This window comes from Streptomyces umbrinus (assembly GCF_030817415.1).
GTDB classification, from domain to species: Bacteria; Actinomycetota; Actinomycetes; order Streptomycetales; family Streptomycetaceae; genus Streptomyces; species Streptomyces umbrinus_A.
This window is the reverse complement of the sequence record NZ_JAUSZI010000002.1, coordinates 4,212,208-4,229,167: the sequence shown is the minus strand read 5'-3', so window position 1 is coordinate 4,229,167 and position 16,960 is coordinate 4,212,208. Positions and strand designations below refer to the sequence as shown.

The 16,960-nt window shown below is 71.8% G+C and carries 16 protein-coding genes; 7 read left to right on the top strand and 9 right to left on the bottom strand.

Translation table 11 applies throughout. The features are described 5' to 3' along the window. Positions 1-15: 15 nt before the first annotated feature. The 6 genes from QF035_RS18420 to QF035_RS18395 all read right to left on the bottom strand — a co-directional run bounded on the left by QF035_RS18420 (position 16) and on the right by QF035_RS18395 (position 6,247). Entirely contained in the window at positions 16-1,473 is a 1,458-nt protein-coding gene (locus tag QF035_RS18420) for a peptidoglycan D,D-transpeptidase FtsI family protein (protein WP_307531216.1), read from the bottom strand. A 17-nt stretch (positions 1,474-1,490) separates the two neighbouring features. Continuing rightward, positions 1,491-2,882, bottom strand: coding sequence for an FtsW/RodA/SpoVE family cell cycle protein (locus QF035_RS18415; RefSeq protein WP_307521455.1), 1,392 nt, complete (start codon positions 2,880-2,882; stop codon positions 1,491-1,493). Positions 2,883-2,981: 99 nt separating this feature from the next. Continuing rightward, positions 2,982-3,344 (bottom strand): SH3 domain-containing protein, encoded by a 363-nt coding sequence (locus QF035_RS18410; RefSeq protein WP_189837604.1) that lies wholly within the window; start codon positions 3,342-3,344, stop codon positions 2,982-2,984. 211 nt (positions 3,345-3,555) lie between these two features. Then, entirely contained in the window at positions 3,556-4,788 is a 1,233-nt protein-coding gene (locus QF035_RS18405) for an ATP-binding protein (protein WP_307531215.1), read from the bottom strand. 32 nt (positions 4,789-4,820) lie between these two features. Next, on the bottom strand, positions 4,821-5,561 hold the full coding sequence (locus tag QF035_RS18400) for a hypothetical protein (RefSeq protein WP_307521452.1): 741 nt from the start codon (positions 5,559-5,561) through the stop codon (positions 4,821-4,823). A gap of 179 nt (positions 5,562-5,740) precedes the next feature. Then, entirely contained in the window at positions 5,741-6,247 is a 507-nt protein-coding gene (locus QF035_RS18395) for a protein-tyrosine phosphatase family protein (RefSeq protein WP_307521451.1), read from the bottom strand. Between the two features lie 90 nt (positions 6,248-6,337). Between QF035_RS18395 and QF035_RS18390 the strand changes: the two genes are divergently transcribed. Continuing rightward, positions 6,338-7,141 (top strand): nuclease-related domain-containing protein, encoded by an 804-nt coding sequence (locus tag QF035_RS18390; protein WP_307521450.1) that lies wholly within the window; start codon positions 6,338-6,340, stop codon positions 7,139-7,141. Positions 7,142-7,179: 38 nt separating this feature from the next. Here the strand turns inward: QF035_RS18390 and QF035_RS18385 are convergent, their stop codons facing one another. Both QF035_RS18385 and ligD read right to left on the bottom strand, forming a co-directional pair. Continuing rightward, the gene (locus QF035_RS18385; RefSeq protein WP_307521449.1) at positions 7,180-8,481 is read right to left on the bottom strand and encodes a vanadium-dependent haloperoxidase; all 1,302 of its coding nucleotides are present in this window, start codon (positions 8,479-8,481) and stop codon (positions 7,180-7,182) included. 68 nt (positions 8,482-8,549) lie between these two features. Continuing rightward, a complete protein-coding gene (gene ligD, locus QF035_RS18380) occupies positions 8,550-9,431 on the bottom strand; it encodes a non-homologous end-joining DNA ligase (protein ID WP_307521447.1) in 882 nt (293 codons plus the stop codon). Positions 9,432-9,502: 71 nt separating this feature from the next. Here ligD and ku point away from each other — a divergent pair, with 71 nt between their 5' ends. Further along, the gene (ku, locus tag QF035_RS18375; RefSeq protein WP_307521446.1) at positions 9,503-10,504 is read left to right on the top strand and encodes a non-homologous end joining protein Ku; all 1,002 of its coding nucleotides are present in this window, start codon (positions 9,503-9,505) and stop codon (positions 10,502-10,504) included. Positions 10,505-10,986: 482 nt separating this feature from the next. Here ku and QF035_RS18370 read toward each other — a convergent pair whose 3' ends face one another. After that, complete coding sequence (locus QF035_RS18370) at positions 10,987-11,943, bottom strand: AraC family transcriptional regulator (RefSeq protein WP_307521444.1); 957 nt, start codon at positions 11,941-11,943, stop codon at positions 10,987-10,989. A gap of 382 nt (positions 11,944-12,325) precedes the next feature. Between QF035_RS18370 and QF035_RS18365 the strand changes: the two genes are divergently transcribed. From QF035_RS18365 to QF035_RS18345, 5 genes are all read left to right on the top strand, one after another. Then, positions 12,326-13,840, top strand: a complete 1,515-nt coding sequence (locus QF035_RS18365) for an ATP-binding protein (RefSeq protein ID WP_307521443.1) — start codon at positions 12,326-12,328, stop codon at positions 13,838-13,840. Then, a complete protein-coding gene (locus tag QF035_RS18360) occupies positions 13,837-14,253 on the top strand; it encodes a roadblock/LC7 domain-containing protein (protein ID WP_055616679.1) in 417 nt (138 codons plus the stop codon). Before QF035_RS18365 ends, QF035_RS18360 begins: the two co-directional genes overlap by 4 nt. Next, complete coding sequence (locus QF035_RS18355; RefSeq protein ID WP_307521442.1) at positions 14,250-14,609, top strand: DUF742 domain-containing protein; 360 nt, start codon at positions 14,250-14,252, stop codon at positions 14,607-14,609. Before QF035_RS18360 ends, QF035_RS18355 begins: the two co-directional genes overlap by 4 nt. After that, positions 14,587-15,255 carry a GTP-binding protein gene (locus tag QF035_RS18350; protein WP_307521441.1) on the top strand — a complete coding sequence of 223 codons (669 nt, stop codon included), beginning with the start codon at positions 14,587-14,589 and terminating at the stop codon, positions 15,253-15,255. Before QF035_RS18355 ends, QF035_RS18350 begins: the two co-directional genes overlap by 23 nt. A 62-nt stretch (positions 15,256-15,317) precedes the next feature. Continuing rightward, complete coding sequence (locus QF035_RS18345) at positions 15,318-16,622, top strand: cytochrome P450 (protein WP_307531212.1); 1,305 nt, start codon at positions 15,318-15,320, stop codon at positions 16,620-16,622. Positions 16,623-16,960 lie beyond the last annotated feature (338 nt).

Sequence of the window (16,960 nt, the reverse complement as noted above, 5' to 3'; positions counted from 1 at the left end):
GCAACACCCCCCGTCTCACGGAGTGAGCACCGCCTCCATCACATCCCGAGCGATCGGCGCCGCGTCCCCGCCCCCGCTGATGTCCCCCCGGTCGGCCTCCGCGTCCTCGACGACGACCGCGACGGCCACGGCCGGCTCCATCGCGTCGTCGGCCTTCGCCCAGGAGATGAACCAGGCATACGGCGTACCGGAGTTGTGGATGCCGTGCTGGGCGGTGCCGGACTTGCCGCCGACGGTGGCGCCGGGGATGGCGGCGTTCTTGCCGGTGCCCCGCTCCACCACGTCCGTCATCAGCTCGCGCAGCTGTACGGCGGTGGCGGGGTTCATGGCCTGGCGGAGGGTGCGCTGCCCGGTGGCCGACACCGTGTCGCCGTCGTCGGTGGTCGTCCGCTCCACCAGATGGGGCGTACGCACCGAGCCGTTGTTCGCGACGGCCCCGGCGACCATCGCCATCTGCAGCGGCGTCGCCCGGGTGTTGTACTGGCCGATGGAGGAGAGCGCGAGCTGCGCCTGGTCCACCCGGGTGTCGAAGGTGCTGGGGGAGACCCGGAAGGGGATCCTCAACTGCCGTTCGTTGAAGCCGAATCCGGCAGCCCCCGCCCGCATGCGGACCACCCCGACGTCCACGCCCAGCTTGGCGAAGACGGTGTTGCAGGACCAGGTGAAGGCGTACCGCAGGGACGCGTCCGCGCAGCCCTCGACCTCGTTCGTCAGCCGGACCGAGCTGCCCGGCAGCCGGTAGGGGGCGGGGGACTTCGTGGGCTCGTCGAGGTCCTCCACCACGCCCGCGTCGAGGGCCGCCGCCGCGGTGACCACCTTGAAGGTCGAGCCGGGCGGATAGGTCTGCCGCACGGCCCGGTTGAGCATCGGCTTGTTGGCCGCCTGGTTCAGCCGCGTCCAGGCCCGGGCCACCGCCGAGTCCGTCCCGGAGAGCTCCTCGGGGTTGTAGGAGGGGGTGGAGACCAGCGCCAGGATCCGTCCCGTGGACGGTTCGAGCGCGGCCACCGCGCCACGCCGGTCGCCGAGCCCCGCGAACGCCGCCTCCTGCGCGGCCGGGTCGAGGGTCGTGACGACATGGCCGCCGGGGTTGCGGGCCCGGGTGAGGTCGTTCCACAGGGGGAGCGGCGACAGCAGTGGGTCGGTGCCCGCCAGGATGTCGTCCTCGGCGCCCTCCAGCAGATTCGTCCCGTACACCTGCGAGGAGAAGCCGGTGACGGGTGCGTACAACGGGCCGTTCCTGTAGGTCCGTTCGTAGCGGAACTGCTCCCCGGAGTCCTTGGAACCGGTGACAGGCTTGCCGCCGACGAGGATGTCGCCGCGCGGCTGGCCGTAACGGGCGATGGTGTGGCGGCGGTTGGCCGGGTTCTCGTCGTACGAGCGGGCCTGGACGAGCTGGATGCGGGTGGCGTTGACGAGGAGGGCGATCAGGAGCAGGGCACAGAAGGCGGCGGCGTGCCGGATGTAACGGGTCATGGGGCGGCCGTTCCCGGTCATGGCGTGGCTCCTCCTCTGACTCCCTCGATTCCCTCGGCCGTCGCCGTCCCCGACCGGTCGCGTGCCGAGTCGCTGAGGCGCATCAGCAGGGCCACGATGATCCAGTTGGTGACGACCGACGAACCGCCCTGCGCCAGGAAGGGCATCGCCATTCCGGTCAGGGGGATCAGCCCCGTCACCCCGCCCGCGATCACGAAGACCTGGAGGGCGACGATCGAGGCGAGTCCGACCGCGAGCAGCCGGCCGAAGGGGTCGCGCAGGGCGAGGCCCGCCCGGTAGCCGCGCTCGACCAGCAGCCCGTACAGCAGGAAGATCGCGGAGAGGCCGGCCAGACCCAGTTCCTCGCCCGCCGTGGCCAGGATGAAGTCCGACTTGGCGGCGAAGCCGATGAGGATGGAGTGGCCGAGGCCGAGTCCCGTGCCCAGCATCCCCCCGGCGGCGAACGAGAAGAGCGACTGGGCGAGTTGGTTCGGACCCAGGCCCGCCTCGATCGACGCGAACGGGTGCAGCCAGTCCTCGACCCTGCTGTGCACATGCGGTTCGAGCCAGCCGACGGCGACGGCCCCGCACACCGCGAGCAGCAGGCCCACCGCGATCCAGCCGGTGCGGCCCGTGGCGACGTACAGCAGGATCACGAACAGGCCGAAGAAGAGCAGCGAGGTGCCGAGGTCCCGTTCCAGGACCAGGACGCCGACGCTCAGCAGCCAGATCGCGAGGATCGGGCCGAGGACGCGCCCGGTGGGCAGTTGGAGCCGCCAGACGCGACGGCCGGTGTACGCGAGGGCGTTGCGGTTCGCCGCGAGGTAGCCGGCGAAGAACACCGCGAGCAGGACCTTCGCGAACTCGCCGGGCTGGATGGAGAATCCGGCGACCCTGACCCAGATCCGGGCGCCGTTCACGGAGGGGAAGAAGATGGGCAGGACGAGCAGGACGAGCGCGCTCACGACGGACACGTACGTGTAGCGCTGGAGCACCCGGTGGTCGCGCAGCAGCACCATGACCGCGATGAACAGGCCCATGCCCAGCGTCGACCAGACGAGCTGCGTCGGGGCCGCCGGGTCGTCCGGGGTCTCCAGGTCGAGCCGGTAGATGAGCACCAGGCCCAGTCCGTTGAGCAGGACGCCGATCGGCAGCAGCAGCGGATCGGCGTACGGGGCCCGCAGACGCACCGCGAGATGCGCGAGGAGCGCGAGTACGCCGAGCCCGGCGCCGTAGCCGACGGCGCCGGGCGGGACCGATCCGGTCCGGGCGATGCCCACGTCGCAGTAGCCGTACACGGAGAGCAGGACGGCCAGGACGATGAGGGTGAACTCGATGCCACGGCGCCGGGGGAGGGGGACGACGGGAGTGGGCGGGTCCGCCTGCGCTGTCGTTCCGGGCGAGAGCATGTCCGGAACGTAGCAAGCGAAACAGTCCATGTCCCGCTATAGAGGGTCAAACGGGCTTCTCGGGTGCAGCTCGGTCGCCCCTTCAGGGGCGCCGGGCTTTCAGCACCAGCGGGGCGCCGGACCGATGTTCTCGATGAAGCGGGCCGTCGCCCAGGCCCAGGTGCCGTCCGCGAGGAGGTACCAGAGGTGGTTGCCCTGGACGTTCTCGCCGCTCGTCTTGCAGAAGATGGAGACCTTCTGGTTGTAGCCGACGAAGCCGACGATGGCGCTGCCGCGGGTCGGCCTGTCGCGGAGGTTCAGTCCGCCGGGCGCGGTGACGACGCCTTTGTAGAGCTTGTGGTGACTGCCGTTGTTGTGGTGGCCCCAGTCGTCGTTCGCGAGAGCGGGGCTTGCGGCTCCGACGACGAGGGCGCCGCCGGCGGCGGCTATGCCGATGCGGGTGAGAGCGGTACGCAGTGACATTGCTGGCTCCTCCAGAAGGGGGCAGAGCTGACTAATCGCCACATTATGAGCGCTCTGCGTGGCGCGCCCGCCATGCTGGGCCATCAGAGACAAGCAACCGCTCAGCCCAAGCCCCGTCAGGGCGCGAGGAACGGCGTGACCAGCCACAACGCACCCGCAGAGGCCGGATCACGCGCACCCCCGAGCTCTGCCGCCTTCCTGTCCCCGGGGCTCAGCGGAGCGAAAGCGACGCGACAGCCCCACCATCCGCCGCGTTCGCGAACAGGAGCCGCGCCCCCAACACCCCCGCCTGCCCCAGCGCGATGGTCAGCCCCAGCCCGTGCCCCTTGGAGCCCCCCTCCGTCCGGAACCGCTGCGGCCCGTGCTCGACGAGGTACGCCGGAAAGCCGTCACCGTGGTCCCGCACGGTGACGAGATGTCCGTCGACCGTCAGCGACACCGGCGCCCGCCCGTGCTTGTGCGCGTTGGCGACGAGATTGCCCAACACCCGCTCCAGGCGCCGCCGGTCGGTCTCCACGACCGCGTCCCGTACGACCAGGACCTCCGTGTCCGTGCCGGACGCCCGGACCACCCGCTCGGCCACTTCCGCGAGCCGCACCGCGTCCACGTCCAGCCGCTCGCTGCGTGTGTCGAGCCGGGAGATCTCCAACAGGTCCTCGGTGAGCGTGCGCAGCGCGGCGACCCGGTCGCGGACCAGCTCGGTCGGGCGGCCCGGCGGCAGCAGCTCCGCCGCCGCGTGCAGCCCGGTCAGCGGGGTCCGCAGCTCGTGGGCGACGTCCGCCGTGAAGCGCTGCTCGCTCTGCAGCTTGCCCTGCAGCGAGGACGCCATCGTGTCCAGCGCGCCCGCGACCGCGGCCACCTCGTCCTGGGGGCGTGTCGGGTCCTCGGCCCGCGGATCGTTCACCCGCGCGTCCAGGTCGCCCGCGCTGATCCGCCGCGCCACCTGGGCCGTACCGTGCAGCCGCCGCGTCACGCGCGTCACCGCGAACGCGCCCACGAGCAGCGTCACGCCGATCGCCAGCGCCGAGGAGCCGAGGATCGCCCGGTCGAGGCCGTCGATCGTGCGGACCCCTTGCGAGTAGTCGACCCGCACGGCGAGCGCGCGCCCGCCGCTCGCGGGGCCGGCCGCCCACATCGTGGGGTGCGGGTCGTCGCTGCCGACCATCGTGCCGCGGTCCCCGGCCGCGGCGAGCGTGCGCAGTTCGACGGGCAGGCCCGCCAGGCCGACGCCCGCGCCGTGCGGCAGCCGGTCGCCCGCCTCGTACGCCTCCGTCGCCTCGGCGAGCCGGTCGAGCGCGCGGTCGCGGGCCTCGCCGACGGTCTGGTTGGTCACCGAGACGTGCACGAGGGTGCCGAGGAGCGCGGCCAGCCCGCAGCACATCACGGCGATGAAGGCGGCGGCCTTCCAGGTGAGGGTGGCCGTCCAGTGGCGCAGGCGCCGCATCCCGGTGGGCGGCCCGGCCGGCCGCGGGCGCCTCACCGGGTGTCCGCGGCCGGGGAACGCGAGGGGGCGGGGCCGCTGGGCGTGGCGCTCGACCCCACCCGCAGGATCTCGTCCTTCGCCGCGAGCATCGCCTTCTGGCGGCGGTCCCAGGACCACACCGTGCGGTACTCGTAGCCCGCCAGCGTCGACGGCGAACGGATGATCACGTCATGGTCCGCGATCTGGACGCTGAGCGTGCTGTCCGTCGTGGCCATGACCTCGACCAGCCGGTGACCGATGAAGGTGTACGCGCGCACGCCCAGCTGGTTCTCGGGCATCCGCACGCCGAGCACCATGTCGTCCCGGCCGTCGCCGGTGATGTCCCGGAAGTACGGGCGCAGGACCGGGCACTTCCGGCCAGGCTCGCCCTTCTTGCCGCACTCCTTCGTCCGCTGGGCCGTCTCCGCGTACGAGGCCCCGTCGTCGGTGTAGAGATCCGGGTGGCGGGCGATCTCCGCGCGGAAGACGGTGGCCGGGTCGACCTTGTGGATGTCGTCGCCCGGCGCGGTGACGCCCTGGACGGTCTCGGTGTCCGCCTCGCCGTAGTCGAGGGCGGGCGAGGCGGCTGGCGGAACCTCCGGCCACAGCCGGGTCGGGCCCACGGCGGTGGACGTCGGGCCCGACCCGCGCAGATCGCCCGGATCGCCGCAGCCCGCGAGCAGCAGGGCGGCGACGGGCAGCGCGAGCGCCGCGCGCGCGAGGCGGCGGGAGCCCGCGGGGCGGTTGTGGATCACTGCGCTCCTGCGTCAGGGCCACTCGCCCGGTGCGAGATCGGCGTGGACCGGGGTGGTGCCGGGGTGGTGCCGCGATCACCGGCCATGGCCGATAACCGCCGCCCGTACACCCTATTCGTACGGAAGTCCTTTTTGTTCACCGGCGCTGTTTCCCCGCGCTGTTCACCGGCCGGAACGGGCTACTCGGCGAGCTCTTCGAGGAACCGGACCGTGTCGAGCCCGGTGTGCAGGTACTCCACGAACAACTCGTTGTGCAGCGCCCACGGGGAACGGCGTGAGCGGATCAGACGGATCGCGTCCTCGGCGGTGCTGCCCGCGCGGACCAGGGCGTGGGCGACGACCAGGCCCGAGCGGTTGTAGCCGTGGTAGCAGCGGACCAGGACACGCCGGCCGGCGTCCCGCGCCTCGTCCGCGGTCCGCGCGAGCCGCATCACACCGGCCAGCTGGGTGCCGTCCAGCGGTCCGTCGGGGATCGGCCACACATGGTGTTCCACGCCCGGGTCGGGGCCGTGGCCGGGTAGTCGCAGCAGGGTCAGTACCAGGTCGAACTCGTCTCGTACGACGGCGAACTCCGGTTGTCCCGACCGGCCCGTGTACTCGTGCCCGCCCATCCACAGGCCGGGCACGATCTCGCTCCACGGGCTGTCCGGGGCCGGCGCATTGGATTGCTTCCCGCGATCCCGCAACGGCGCCTCCCCCTCCACTGTCCCCAAAGGTAACCGGCTTCTTGCCCCTGGAGCACCCCGCCTGTTCCCATGGTCGTGGGGTGATGGTGCATGAGCGGACTGCGCGTCATACCGACCTGGCGCCACGGCCAGGAGCGGCTTTACGTCTGTCTCACCGACGGCAGGAACGTCGCCTGGTACGACAGGGAGGCGGCCAGGGTCAACCTGCTCAGCGAGGAGCGGCGCGAGGACGTGCTCGACGTGCTCGGGCCGTTCCTGACCGGCGAGGTGACGGTGGGTCCGCCACCCGTGCCCACGCCCGCGGAGCTCGCGCGGCTGTCCCTCCACCCGGACGACGACCTCGCGCCGAACCGGCCCGGCGAGGCACTCCAGATCGCCCTCGACCGCGAACCGGCCGCCCCACGCCGCATGCGCCCCGATCCACGCCGGCGCGCGCTCGCGGCGGAGCAGGCGGTGGGGGAGGCCCTGGACCGGCTGGACGGGGCGGGCTGGCACACCCTGCACTCGGTCCCGCTCCCGGGCGGCGACCGCATCCACCATCTCGTCATCGGCCCCGGCGGACTCTTCGCCGTACGCGCCCTCTACGCCCGCAAACAGCGGGTCCTGGTGGCCGACCCGATGGTCACGGTCGGCCGCCGCGAGCCGCACCCACTGCTCCGCGCCGTACGCGCCGACGCCGCCCGCGCCTCGTACGCCCTGACCGCGGAGGTCCGCCCGGTCCTGGCCGTCTTCGCCCCCTCCGCCCTCGACATCACCGCCCCCCTGCGGGAGGCCCGCGTGCTCACCGACACGGACCTCCCGACGCTGACCCGCCTCGGCGGAACCCTGAAACCGGCGGACGTCGAGGCACTGCACGCGGTGGCCCGCGACCGGCACACGTGGACGCGGGTGTGAGGGCCTCAGGACCGGCGCGGCGGCTCGAACCACGCCGATCAGGGCAGCGGCGCGAAGTGGTGGTCGAGTGCCCAGTTGCCGATGTGCCGGCCGATCCGGTTGCCGAGGACGTCGGCGGTGCGGAAGTGGATCCCGCTCCAGATCCGGGCGTTGATCACATCACGGTTGTAGTCGGCCGACCGCGTGTACGTACGGGTGGTGCCCGTCACCGCCGACGAGACGCGGAGGTCGATGTCACCGCCGGTCAGCCGGTCCAGTACGGCCATGACAGCCCCGTCGTTGGCGCAGTGGCCGCCGATGTACTCCGGGTACGGGGGTGTGTTGAGCAGCGGCTCCCAGGACGGGTCGGCCTCGGTGGCGGGGTTGCCGTCGGTGTCGGCCAGCCGGATCGCGGTGATCGGACGCCACAGGGCGTGGGTGAACTTGGAGTTCCACGTGGTGATCGTCGCGTCGGCACTTGCCGTGTTGGCGGCGGCGAACAACCGGGCCGCCTCGACGATGTCCATTCCGTGCCGTGCCGTGTGGTCGCGGTAGGCGGCCTGGAGCTGCTGCGGCAGGGGGTCGGAGAAGAAGCGCGCGGTCTCCGTCTGCCGGGCCGTCCGCCCAGGGCTGTTCCTCGCGCCCATCGACTTCACCTCGGCGAAGTCCCGGGCGTACCTCTTCGACGTCAGCGCGGGCGGCGGCCCTGGCATGAACCGGTCCGGCGAGTCGAAGAGCATCGGCCGCAGCTTCCCGAGCCACGGGTTCACGAAGGGCCTGAAGCCGGGCGGGGTCGGGCGCCAGACGCCGGGGGCGGGCTCCTTGTCGTACGTCACCGGGTTGTCGCGCCCGTCGTTCTCACGCAGCTCGACGATCCGCGCGGCGGCGCGCTCCCCGAAGCGGACGCCCAGGTCCTCGGCCTTTCCGTCGGGGATCCTCGCGAGCGACGCGGTGTAGGCGGTGTCGATCCGGGCCTTCGAGGCGGGGAAGTACGTCAGGAGGACCCGGCGGGCGGCAGCCGCCGCGGCCGCCTCGGACGAGGCGGCGCGAGGACCGCGTACGTGCCACTTGTACGGGGTGTAGCGGCCCTCGATGCCGACGACCGCGTTGTAGACGGCGGCCGAGACGAAGCCGTACCAGAGGAACGGTTCGGCCGTCGGGCGCGCGGCGTCCACGCTGACCACGGCGGCGGCGGTCTCGCTCCACTCGGTGATCACCTTGGCGCCCGGGACCTGTGCCGAGGCCCGGTCCGGGGAGGCCGTGGCGGCCGAGGGTGCCCAGGGCAGGGCGCCGAGGGCGAGAGCCGTCAGCCCGATGACGAGTGAGCGGCGGACGGTACGGGAGGGCGGTGGTGCTTGCATGGTGCTCCTTTGTTGTGAGGTGGTCCCCCCTCGTCTTGGGTGTGAGCCCCGCCCTCGGCCCGCCGTGCTCAGGGCAGCGGGCCCGCGTGCCGCGGATCGAGCAGCGGGGCCAGCAGGTCGCCGTGGTTCCGCAGCCGCTGCGCGATGTCCGGGGCCAGGAAGGTGAGCGGGCGGGCGGACCGGCACTCCTCGACCTCGGCCCACGTCACCGGCGCCGACACCGTCGGCTCTGCCCGGGCCCGCAGGGTGTAGGGGGTGGCGGTCGTCTTCCGGGCCGCGTTCTGGCTCCAGTCGACGAAGACCTTGCCCGGCCGCAGGCTGCGCGTCATCCGGTGCACGACGAGCCGCGGCAGCGCCTTCTCCGCCTCCATCGCGAGCTCCTTGGCGTACTCCGTCGTCCGGCCGGAGGGCGTCGGTCGCAGCGCCGCCAGCAGATGCAGCCCCTTCGACCCCGACGTCTTGGCGTACGCCTCGATCCCGTCCGCCGCGAGCCGCTCCCGCAGCCAGAGCGCGACCTCACAGCACTCGACGACGGTCGCGGGCGCCCCCGGGTCGAGGTCGAAGACGAGCCGGTCGGCCTCGCCCGGGGCGTCGATCAGCCACTGGGGCGTGTGGAACTCGGTCACGAGGTTCGCCGCCCACACGAGGCTCGCGAGGTCCTGGACCAGCACCATGCGGGCCGGTCCCTCCGACCTCGGCACCTCGGCCGTGGTGACCCACTCGGGCGTACCCGGCGGCACGTTCTTGGCGAAGAAGACCTGGCCGTCAGGCCCGTCCGGGTAGCGCAGGAAGGACAGCGGCCGGTCGCGGAGGTGGGGCAGCAGGACCTCGGCGGTCGTCGCGTAGTAGTGCAGCAGCTCGCCCTTGGTGAAGCCGGTCGCCGGATGGAGGACCTTCTCCAGATTGCTCAGCGCGAGCCTTCGCCCCTCCACCTCCGTGATCGGCGTCATAGGATGACAATCCCACGATTTCACAATGAATCCCCGGAATTCATCCCAAACCGATCGGAAAGGTGCTGCACGTGCGATCCATATGGAACGGCGCCATCTCCTTCGGCCTGGTCAGCATCCCGATCAAGCTCGTGAACGCCACCGAGAGCCACTCGATCTCCTTCCGCCAGATCCACCTGGAGGACGGCGGCCGCATTCGCTACCGCAAGGTGTGCGAGCTGGAGGAGCGCGAGGTGTCGTCGCCGGAGATCGGCAAGGCGTACGAGGACGCGGACGGGTCGATGATCCCGATCACGGACGAGGACCTGGCGTCCCTGCCCATCCCGACCGCCCGGACGATCGAGATCGTGGCCTTCGTGCCGGCCGACCGGATCGATCCGCTCCAGATGGACACGGCGTACTACCTGGCGGCGAACGGGGTGCCGGCGGCCAAGCCGTACACGTTGCTGCGGGAGGCGCTGAAGCGCAGCCAGAAGGTCGCCATCGCGAAGTTCGCCCTGCGCGGGCGTGAGCGGCTCGGGATGCTGCGTGTCGTCGACGACGTCATCGCGATGCACGGGCTTCTGTGGCCGGACGAGATCCGTACGCCCGAGAGTGTCGCCCCCGACTCCAGTGTCACCGTCCGGGACAAGGAACTCGATCTCGCGGACGCGTTGATGGACACCCTTGGTGAGGTCGACCTCAACGACCTTCACGACGACTATCGCGAGGCCGTGGAGGAACTCATCGCGGCGAAGGCCTCCGGCGAGAAGGTGCCGGCCGCGCCTTCCGGCGAGAAGGGCGGTGGCAAGGTCATCGACCTCATGGCCGCGCTGGAGAGCAGTGTGCGGCAGGCCAAGGTGGCCCGCGGCGAGGACGCCGCCGACTCCGCCGCCGACGTCAAGCCCCTCCGCAAGGGTCCCGCCCGCAAGGCCTCCCCCAAGCCGGCGTCCGGCAAGAAGCCGACGGCCAAGAAGACGGCCGCCAAGAAAACGGCGGCAACCAAGAAAACGACGGCGGACGCCACGAAGAAGACAGCCGCGAAGAAGACCCCGGCCAAGAAGACACCCCCACGCAAGCGGGCCTCGGCCTGACAGGCCGCCGGGGGTGGGTGGGGGATCGGGGTGGTTGGGCGGCTGCGGGCCCGTTCCGGCTGATCGCGCAGTTCCCCGCGCCCCTGAAAACCCGTGGCCTAGGCCCGCTCACCACGTGCCGGTCCGCTCTGGTTGCTCGCGCAGTTCCCCGCGCCCCCGAAGACGCCGGTGCCTAGGTCGGATCACCACGTGCCGGTTCGTTCCGGTTGCTCGCGCAGTTCCCCGCGCCCCTAGCGGGGGACCGGCCGGAGGGGACGTGGCGGGATGTGTGGCCGCAGCTTACGAAGAGACTGGGTTGCGGTCACCGTGCGGCAACGGGCCGTACGTCCTCCGCTGCGGACGGACATCCCGACGCGTCCCCGCACCTGACAGACGAGCCGAAACCCCCAACCACCCAGGGGCGCGGGGAACTGCGCAATCTTTTAGGGGCGCGGGGAACGGCGCGACCAGCCCCCACCCACCCGCAGGCAAACAAACAACCCTCACCGCACCCCGTGCCGCATCTCCCGAGGACTGACCCCGAACCGTTGCTTGAACGCCGTGCTCAGCGCACTCGCCGACGAGAACCCCGACGCATACGCCAGATCCGTGATCGTCATGTGCTCACACTCCCCGCACTGAAGCCGATCCCGCACAAGCCGCAACCGCTCCTCACGGATCAACTCCCGCGGCGTGGTCCCCACCCGCTGCAACGCCAGCTGAATCTGCCGCAACGACCACCCGAGCGCCCGCGCCATCGACGTCCCGGTGAGCCCGGGATCCGCCGCGTGCTCCCGCACATGACGGCGTACCACCGCCTCGACCTCCGTCAGATGCCCGGACGAGTCGGGCCGGTCGTCCCCGACAGTGATCATGCACAGCAGCTCGACGATCCGGTCGGACACGGCGTTGAACTCGGTCGTCGTCAGACTGTCCCGCTCCGCCGACAGGCTCTCGATCATGGCGCCGACGACCCGCCCCAGCCCGGTCGTCAGATCGATACCGGTCGCCAACGGCGACTTCCGGTTCAGCGGCCCGTCGATCTCACGGGCCGGTATGGAGAAGATGATCCCCCGCAACGACGCGTCGTGGAGCAACTGGAACGGCGCCCCCAGCGTCATCAGACTCCCCGCACCGGGCGTGAGCCGCGCCTCCTGGTCGTCCTGCCGCAGCACCAGCTCCCCGGAGAGCGGGAGCAGAAACCGGTAGTCGGGATCGGGCTCCTGCCGCACGAGCCGCGGCGTACGGACGTACTCGATCTTGTCGCAACTCCAGTCGACGATCTGGTACGTGTCGGTGCCCTGCCGGACCATCTCGCCGCGGAATGTCTCGGGACTCGCGTATCTGAAGTCCATCCGGGTCTGGTAGGACCCGACATGCTCGCTCCAGAAGTCGGTCCGCTCACGCGGATCCATCTCACCGGTCGTCTGCGACTCCACGATGTAGGTTCCCGCGGGCAATGCACTTCCTCCGCCCAGAGTGTGCCCGGCCGTAGCCGACGTGCCTGATCAACTGGCCTTCTGGCCACGGCAGTTACGACTCGTAAGCGTAGTGCACACATTCCGTTTGTGCGGTCCGAGCGGAACATGTGAATGGCAGACGGCACCCGCACGTACTCAGTGGCGTGCGAAGCCATCCGTGCGCCCCGCGTGCGACGGTGCGCCTCACGGCAACTTCCTTGCGCGCGCGGGAAAGTGCGCGCGCCCGCTCGCGACTACCGTCGGGCGCCGCGTCCCCCACCTCCCCACGCCCCTCATCCCCTACACCCACCACACTCACCCCGCTCGCCACACCCACCCCTCAATCACCAACCTCTCCGCCTTTGAGAACTTCGAGGACTTCATGAAGGAACAGATACCGGAGGCGGTGTTCTGGTGCGTGGCCGTCGGCCTGCTCGCCGTCACCGTGCTGCTGGTGCGCCAGCGCGGAATCACCGCGCGGCTGCGCCGACGCACCACCGAGCTGGCCGAGGACGTGCGCACCCGGGAGGACGAGGTACGGCACCTGGTCGCCGTACGCCTCCCCGCGCTTGAGGACCACGGCCCCCAGCAGCCGCTCGCCGGCGTGGGCCTGCTCGACGCCAGACTCTCCGGCAGCGGCTTCGCGAAGTCCCTCGACCACGTCCTGGAGCGGTTCGCCACCGCCGTGGAGCACGCCCAGGCCCGCGCCGACCAGTCCGCGAAGGCCGCCCTGAAGTCGTCGATGCGCTCGATCCAGGCGCTGGCCAACGAGCAGCAGGTCGCCATCTCCGACATGCAGGACCGCCACGACCGCCCCGACGTCCTGCGCGACCTGCTCGAAATCGACCACGCCAACGCCCAGTTCGGCCGCCGCGCCCAGGCCATCGCCGTACTGTGCGGATCCTGGCCGGGCCGCCAGCGCTCCACTTCCGCGCTGATCGAGGTCGTCCGCGGTGCCACCTCCCGCATCCGCGACTACCGGCGTGTACAGATCCACGGCCAGGCCGACATCGCCGTCGAGAGCCGGGCCGTCGAGCCCGTCGTACTCACCATCGCCGAGCTGCTCGACAACGCGGCCCGCCACTCGCAGCCCAACACCAAGGTCGAGGTCAACGTCCAGTCCGTGCACAACGGCGCCTGCGTGATCATCGACGACGCGGGGGTCGGCATGGACGCCCACGCGACCGAGCGGGCCGCCGCCCTGCTGTCCGGACGGCACGCGGTGGACGTCACCCGGCTCGACGACCCGCCCCAGTTCGGGTTCGCCGTCATCGGCGTGCTCGCCGCGCGTTACGGGTTCAGCGTCTCCGCCGACACCCGCTCCCCGTACGGAGGCGTCCGTGCCGTCGTGTTCCTGCCGTCCGCCCTGCTCACGCACCGGGACATCGCGGAGGAGCTGCCGCCCGTGACCGCCGCACCGCCCGCCCGCGCCGCCTCCTCCCGTACGCCGGCCGCGTCGGCCCGTACGACCGAGTCCGCCCGTACCACCGAGTCCGCCCGTACCACCGAGCCCGGTCGTACGCCCGTGTCCGCCGAAACGTCCGAAGCGGCGCTCGCGCCGTCCTCCGGCTCCGCTTCCGTGTCTCCTTCCGCCTCCGCCTCCGCCGACGAGCCGGTGGCCGGCCGGTCCGCCGGGCTGCCGTTGCCCGCGGAGACGGCGTCCGCGGCCGCCACGGCGACCACGGCCGGTGGACTGCCCAAGCGTCGCCGGCGGGCCCAGGCGCAGGCGGAGCCCGCCGCCGGAACGCAGGAGCCGCCCGCGCCCCTCGACGATCCCGGCGACCGCTCGGCCGAGGAGACCGCCCGCCGCATGGGTGCGTTCGCCCGCGGCACGCTCCACGGCCGTGCCGCCCAGGACACCACCCCCCACGAAGACGAAGGGAACATCCAAGGATGATCGAGCCCACCACGAACAACGAGTTGGGCTGGATGCTCGATGAGGTCCTGAAGGTCCCCGAGGCGCGGCACGCGATCCTGCTCTCGGCCGACGGCATGCTCCGCGCCCACTCCGCGGACATCGGCAGGGACGACGCCGAACGGCTCGCCGCGGGGCTCTCCGGCGTCCAGTCGATCAGCCGCAGCACCGCCGAGTTCTGCGGCAGCCCGCACACCCCCTGGCGGCAGACCCTGATCGAGTTCGCGCACGGCTACGTCTTCCTCGTGGCCGCCGGCGAGGGCGCCTACCTCGCGGTGTCCACCACCGAGCACGTGGACATGGAGGCCGTCACGTACCGCATGCACAAGCTCGTCGACCGGCTCGGCAAGGAACTGACCAGCCCGGCGCGGCGGGACGCCGGCAGCCCGGCATGACACCGCCCAGGCGTCCCGGAGGGAAGCTGGTGCGGCCGTACGTCGTCACCGACGGCCGCTCCCACCCGACCCGCAACACCCTGGACCTGGTCACGCTGCTGATCGCCGCCGACGATCTGCCGCTGACCGGACTGAGCCCGGAGAAGCGGGCGTTGATGGAGCTGTGCCGGCCCGGCGCGCTGTCCGTCGCCGAGGTGGCCGGACATCTGGCGCTGCCGGTCAGCGTCACCAAGGTGCTGATCGCCGACCTCATGGACAGCGGCCACGTCGTCACCCGCGCCCCCATCCCGTCCGCCCGGCCGTCCGAGGCCCGCATCCTCCAGGAGGTCCTCGATGGGCTCCGCGCCCGCCTCTGAAGACAGCCCCGCCGGGGGCGTCTACCTGCCGAGCGGTGTGCAGACCGCCGTCAAGGTCCTGATCGTGGGGCACTTCGCGGTCGGCAAGACCACCTTCGTCGGCGCGCTGTCCGAGATCCGGCCGCTGCGCACGGAGGAGGTCATGACCCAGGCCGGCGCGCTCGTCGACGACCTCGCGGGCACGAAGGACAAGACGACCACCACCGTCGCCCTCGACTTCGGCCGCCTCACCCTCAACGACTCCCTCGTGCTGTACCTCTTCGGCACCCCCGGCCAGCAGCGCTTCACCGAGCTGTGGCAGGACATGACCCGCGGCGCGCTCGGCGCGCTCGTCCTCGCCGACACGCGCCGCCTCGGCCAGTCCTTCGACGTCATGGGCGTCCTGGAGGAACTGGGCCTGCCGTACGCCGTCGCCCTCAACGACTTCGACGACGCCTCCGCCGAGCACGACCTGGAAGAGGTCCGCGAGGCCCTCGACCTGCTCCCCGAAACACCCCTCGTACGGTGCGACGCCCGCGACCGGATCTCCTCCACGCACGCGCTGATCGCCCTCGTCGAGTACCTCCTCACCCGCAATGCCGGCAGCGCCGACGACAGTGCCGGTACTGTCGGCAGCGCCGGCGACAGTGAACTGGAGCACGCGTGACCTCCCCCGAAGCCCCCGGCCCCGTCTCCGCGCCACCTGAGGGCTGCCCCTTCCACCACCCCATGTACGGCCCCGAGTTCGCCGCCGACCCTGGTGCCCTCTACGGGAAGCTGCGGGCGCACGGCAACACCGCGCCCGTCGAACTCGCGCCCGGCGTGCGCGCCACCCTCGTCACCGGGTACGAGGCCGCGCTGCACGTCCTGCGCAGCCCGGAGACCTTCTCCAAGGACCCGCGCCGCTGGCGCGACCTGGCCGACGGCACGGTCGCGCCGGACAGCCCGGTCGTGCCGATGATGATGTACCGGCCGAACGCGCTGTTCACCGACGGCGAGGAGCACCGCAGGCTCCGCGGCGCCATCACCGACAGCCTGGCCCGCGTCGAGCCCAACACCCTGCGCGGATACGTCGAGCGCAGCGCCGACACGCTGATCGACCTGATCGCGCCGCGCGGCGAGGCGGACCTGCTCGGTGAGTACGCCCAGGTCTTGCCGCTGCTCGTCTTCAACCGGCTCTTCGGGTGCCCGCCCGACCTCGGTGAGCGGCTGGTCGAGGGCATGTCCGGGATCTTCGACGGCGTGGACGCGGAGAAGGCCAACGAGCTGCTCACCGTGACCCTGCTCGACCTCATCGCGCTCAAGCGGGCCCGGCCGGGGCAGGACATGACGTCCTGGATGATGGCCCACCCGGCCGCCCTCACCGACGAGGAGATGATCCACGAGCTCGTCGTCCTCATGGGCGCGGGCACCGAGCCCCAGCAGAACCTGATCTCCAACGGTCTGCGGCTGCTGCTCTCCGACGACCGGTTCGCGGGCAGCCTCGGCGGTGGGAGCCTGCCGGTGGAGGATGCTCTCGACGAGGTCCTGTGGACCGATCCGCCGATGGCCAACTACGCGGTGCACTATCCGGTTCGGGACGTCGTGTACGAGGGGACGCTGCTGCGGGCCGGTGATCCGGTCGTCATCAGTCTCGCGGCCGCGAACACGGATCCGGCGCTGACGAATGATCAGCGTGCGGGGAATCGCGCCCACCTGGCGTGGAGCGCCGGGCCGCACAACTGCCCCGCGCAGAGCCCTGCCCGGTTGATCGCGGCGGTGGCGGTCGAGAAGCTGCTCGACCGGTTGCCTGATGTGGAGCTCGCGGTGCCGGTGGGGGAGCTGGAGTGGCGGCCGGGGCCGTTCCACCGGGCGTTGGCTTCGTTGCCTGTGCGGTTTCCTGTGGCGCCGGTCAGTGGGGAGACGGTGGCTGGTCGGGAGGGTGGGCGGCCCGCACTGCCCGCGTTCGCCGGGCAGCCGGAGGCGCCGGCGCCCCCGCCAGTCCGCCCGGAGGGCGCGTGGGCGCGGCTGCGGGCGTGGTGGCGGGGGGAGTAGGGGGGCTGGTTCGTGTTCGTCCACGGGTGCGTGGGGGCTGATCGCGCAGTTCCCCGCGCCCCTGGGGTGGGTGGGGGCTGACGTCCGTCGTCCGGGTGCGGGGCCGCGCCGGAATGTCCGCCCGCAGCGGAGGCCGCAACCCCCGCTTGCCAGGTGTCCGCCTCCCCGTCTCCTCGTAAGCTGCGGCCACACATCCCGCCACGTCCCCTCCGCCCCGTGGGACCACCGGGGCCCCGCCAGGGCGCGGGCAATGGAGGGGGCCGCCCCTTTAGGGTCGCGAGGACCGGCGGGGGCGCCCCTTCAGGGGCGCGGGGAACGGCGCGAGCAACGACGACGGA

What these genes read in the sequence shown, in the direction of transcription:
- QF035_RS18360 (WP_055616679.1), top strand. Translation starts at nt 13,837, where the DNA reads ATGATCGAGCCCACCACGAACAACGAGTTGGGCTGGATGCTCGATGAG.
- QF035_RS18405 (WP_307531215.1), bottom strand. Translation starts at nt 4,788, where the DNA reads ATGCGGCGCCTGCGCCACTGGACGGCCACCCTCACCTGGAAGGCCGCC.
- QF035_RS18410 (WP_189837604.1), bottom strand. Translation starts at nt 3,344, where the DNA reads ATGTCACTGCGTACCGCTCTCACCCGCATCGGCATAGCCGCCGCCGGC.
- QF035_RS18355 (WP_307521442.1), top strand. Translation starts at nt 14,250, where the DNA reads ATGACACCGCCCAGGCGTCCCGGAGGGAAGCTGGTGCGGCCGTACGTC.
- QF035_RS18345 (WP_307531212.1), top strand. Translation starts at nt 15,318, where the DNA reads ATGTACGGCCCCGAGTTCGCCGCCGACCCTGGTGCCCTCTACGGGAAG.
- QF035_RS18350 (WP_307521441.1), top strand. Translation starts at nt 14,587, where the DNA reads ATGGGCTCCGCGCCCGCCTCTGAAGACAGCCCCGCCGGGGGCGTCTAC.
- QF035_RS18385 (WP_307521449.1), bottom strand. Translation starts at nt 8,481, where the DNA reads ATGCAAGCACCACCGCCCTCCCGTACCGTCCGCCGCTCACTCGTCATC.
- QF035_RS18365 (WP_307521443.1), top strand. Translation starts at nt 12,326, where the DNA reads ATGAAGGAACAGATACCGGAGGCGGTGTTCTGGTGCGTGGCCGTCGGC.
- QF035_RS18420 (WP_307531216.1), bottom strand. Translation starts at nt 1,473, where the DNA reads ATGACCCGTTACATCCGGCACGCCGCCGCCTTCTGTGCCCTGCTCCTG.
- QF035_RS18390 (WP_307521450.1), top strand. Translation starts at nt 6,338, where the DNA reads ATGAGCGGACTGCGCGTCATACCGACCTGGCGCCACGGCCAGGAGCGG.
- QF035_RS18415 (WP_307521455.1), bottom strand. Translation starts at nt 2,882, where the DNA reads ATGCTCTCGCCCGGAACGACAGCGCAGGCGGACCCGCCCACTCCCGTC.
- ligD (WP_307521447.1), bottom strand. Translation starts at nt 9,431, where the DNA reads ATGACGCCGATCACGGAGGTGGAGGGGCGAAGGCTCGCGCTGAGCAAT.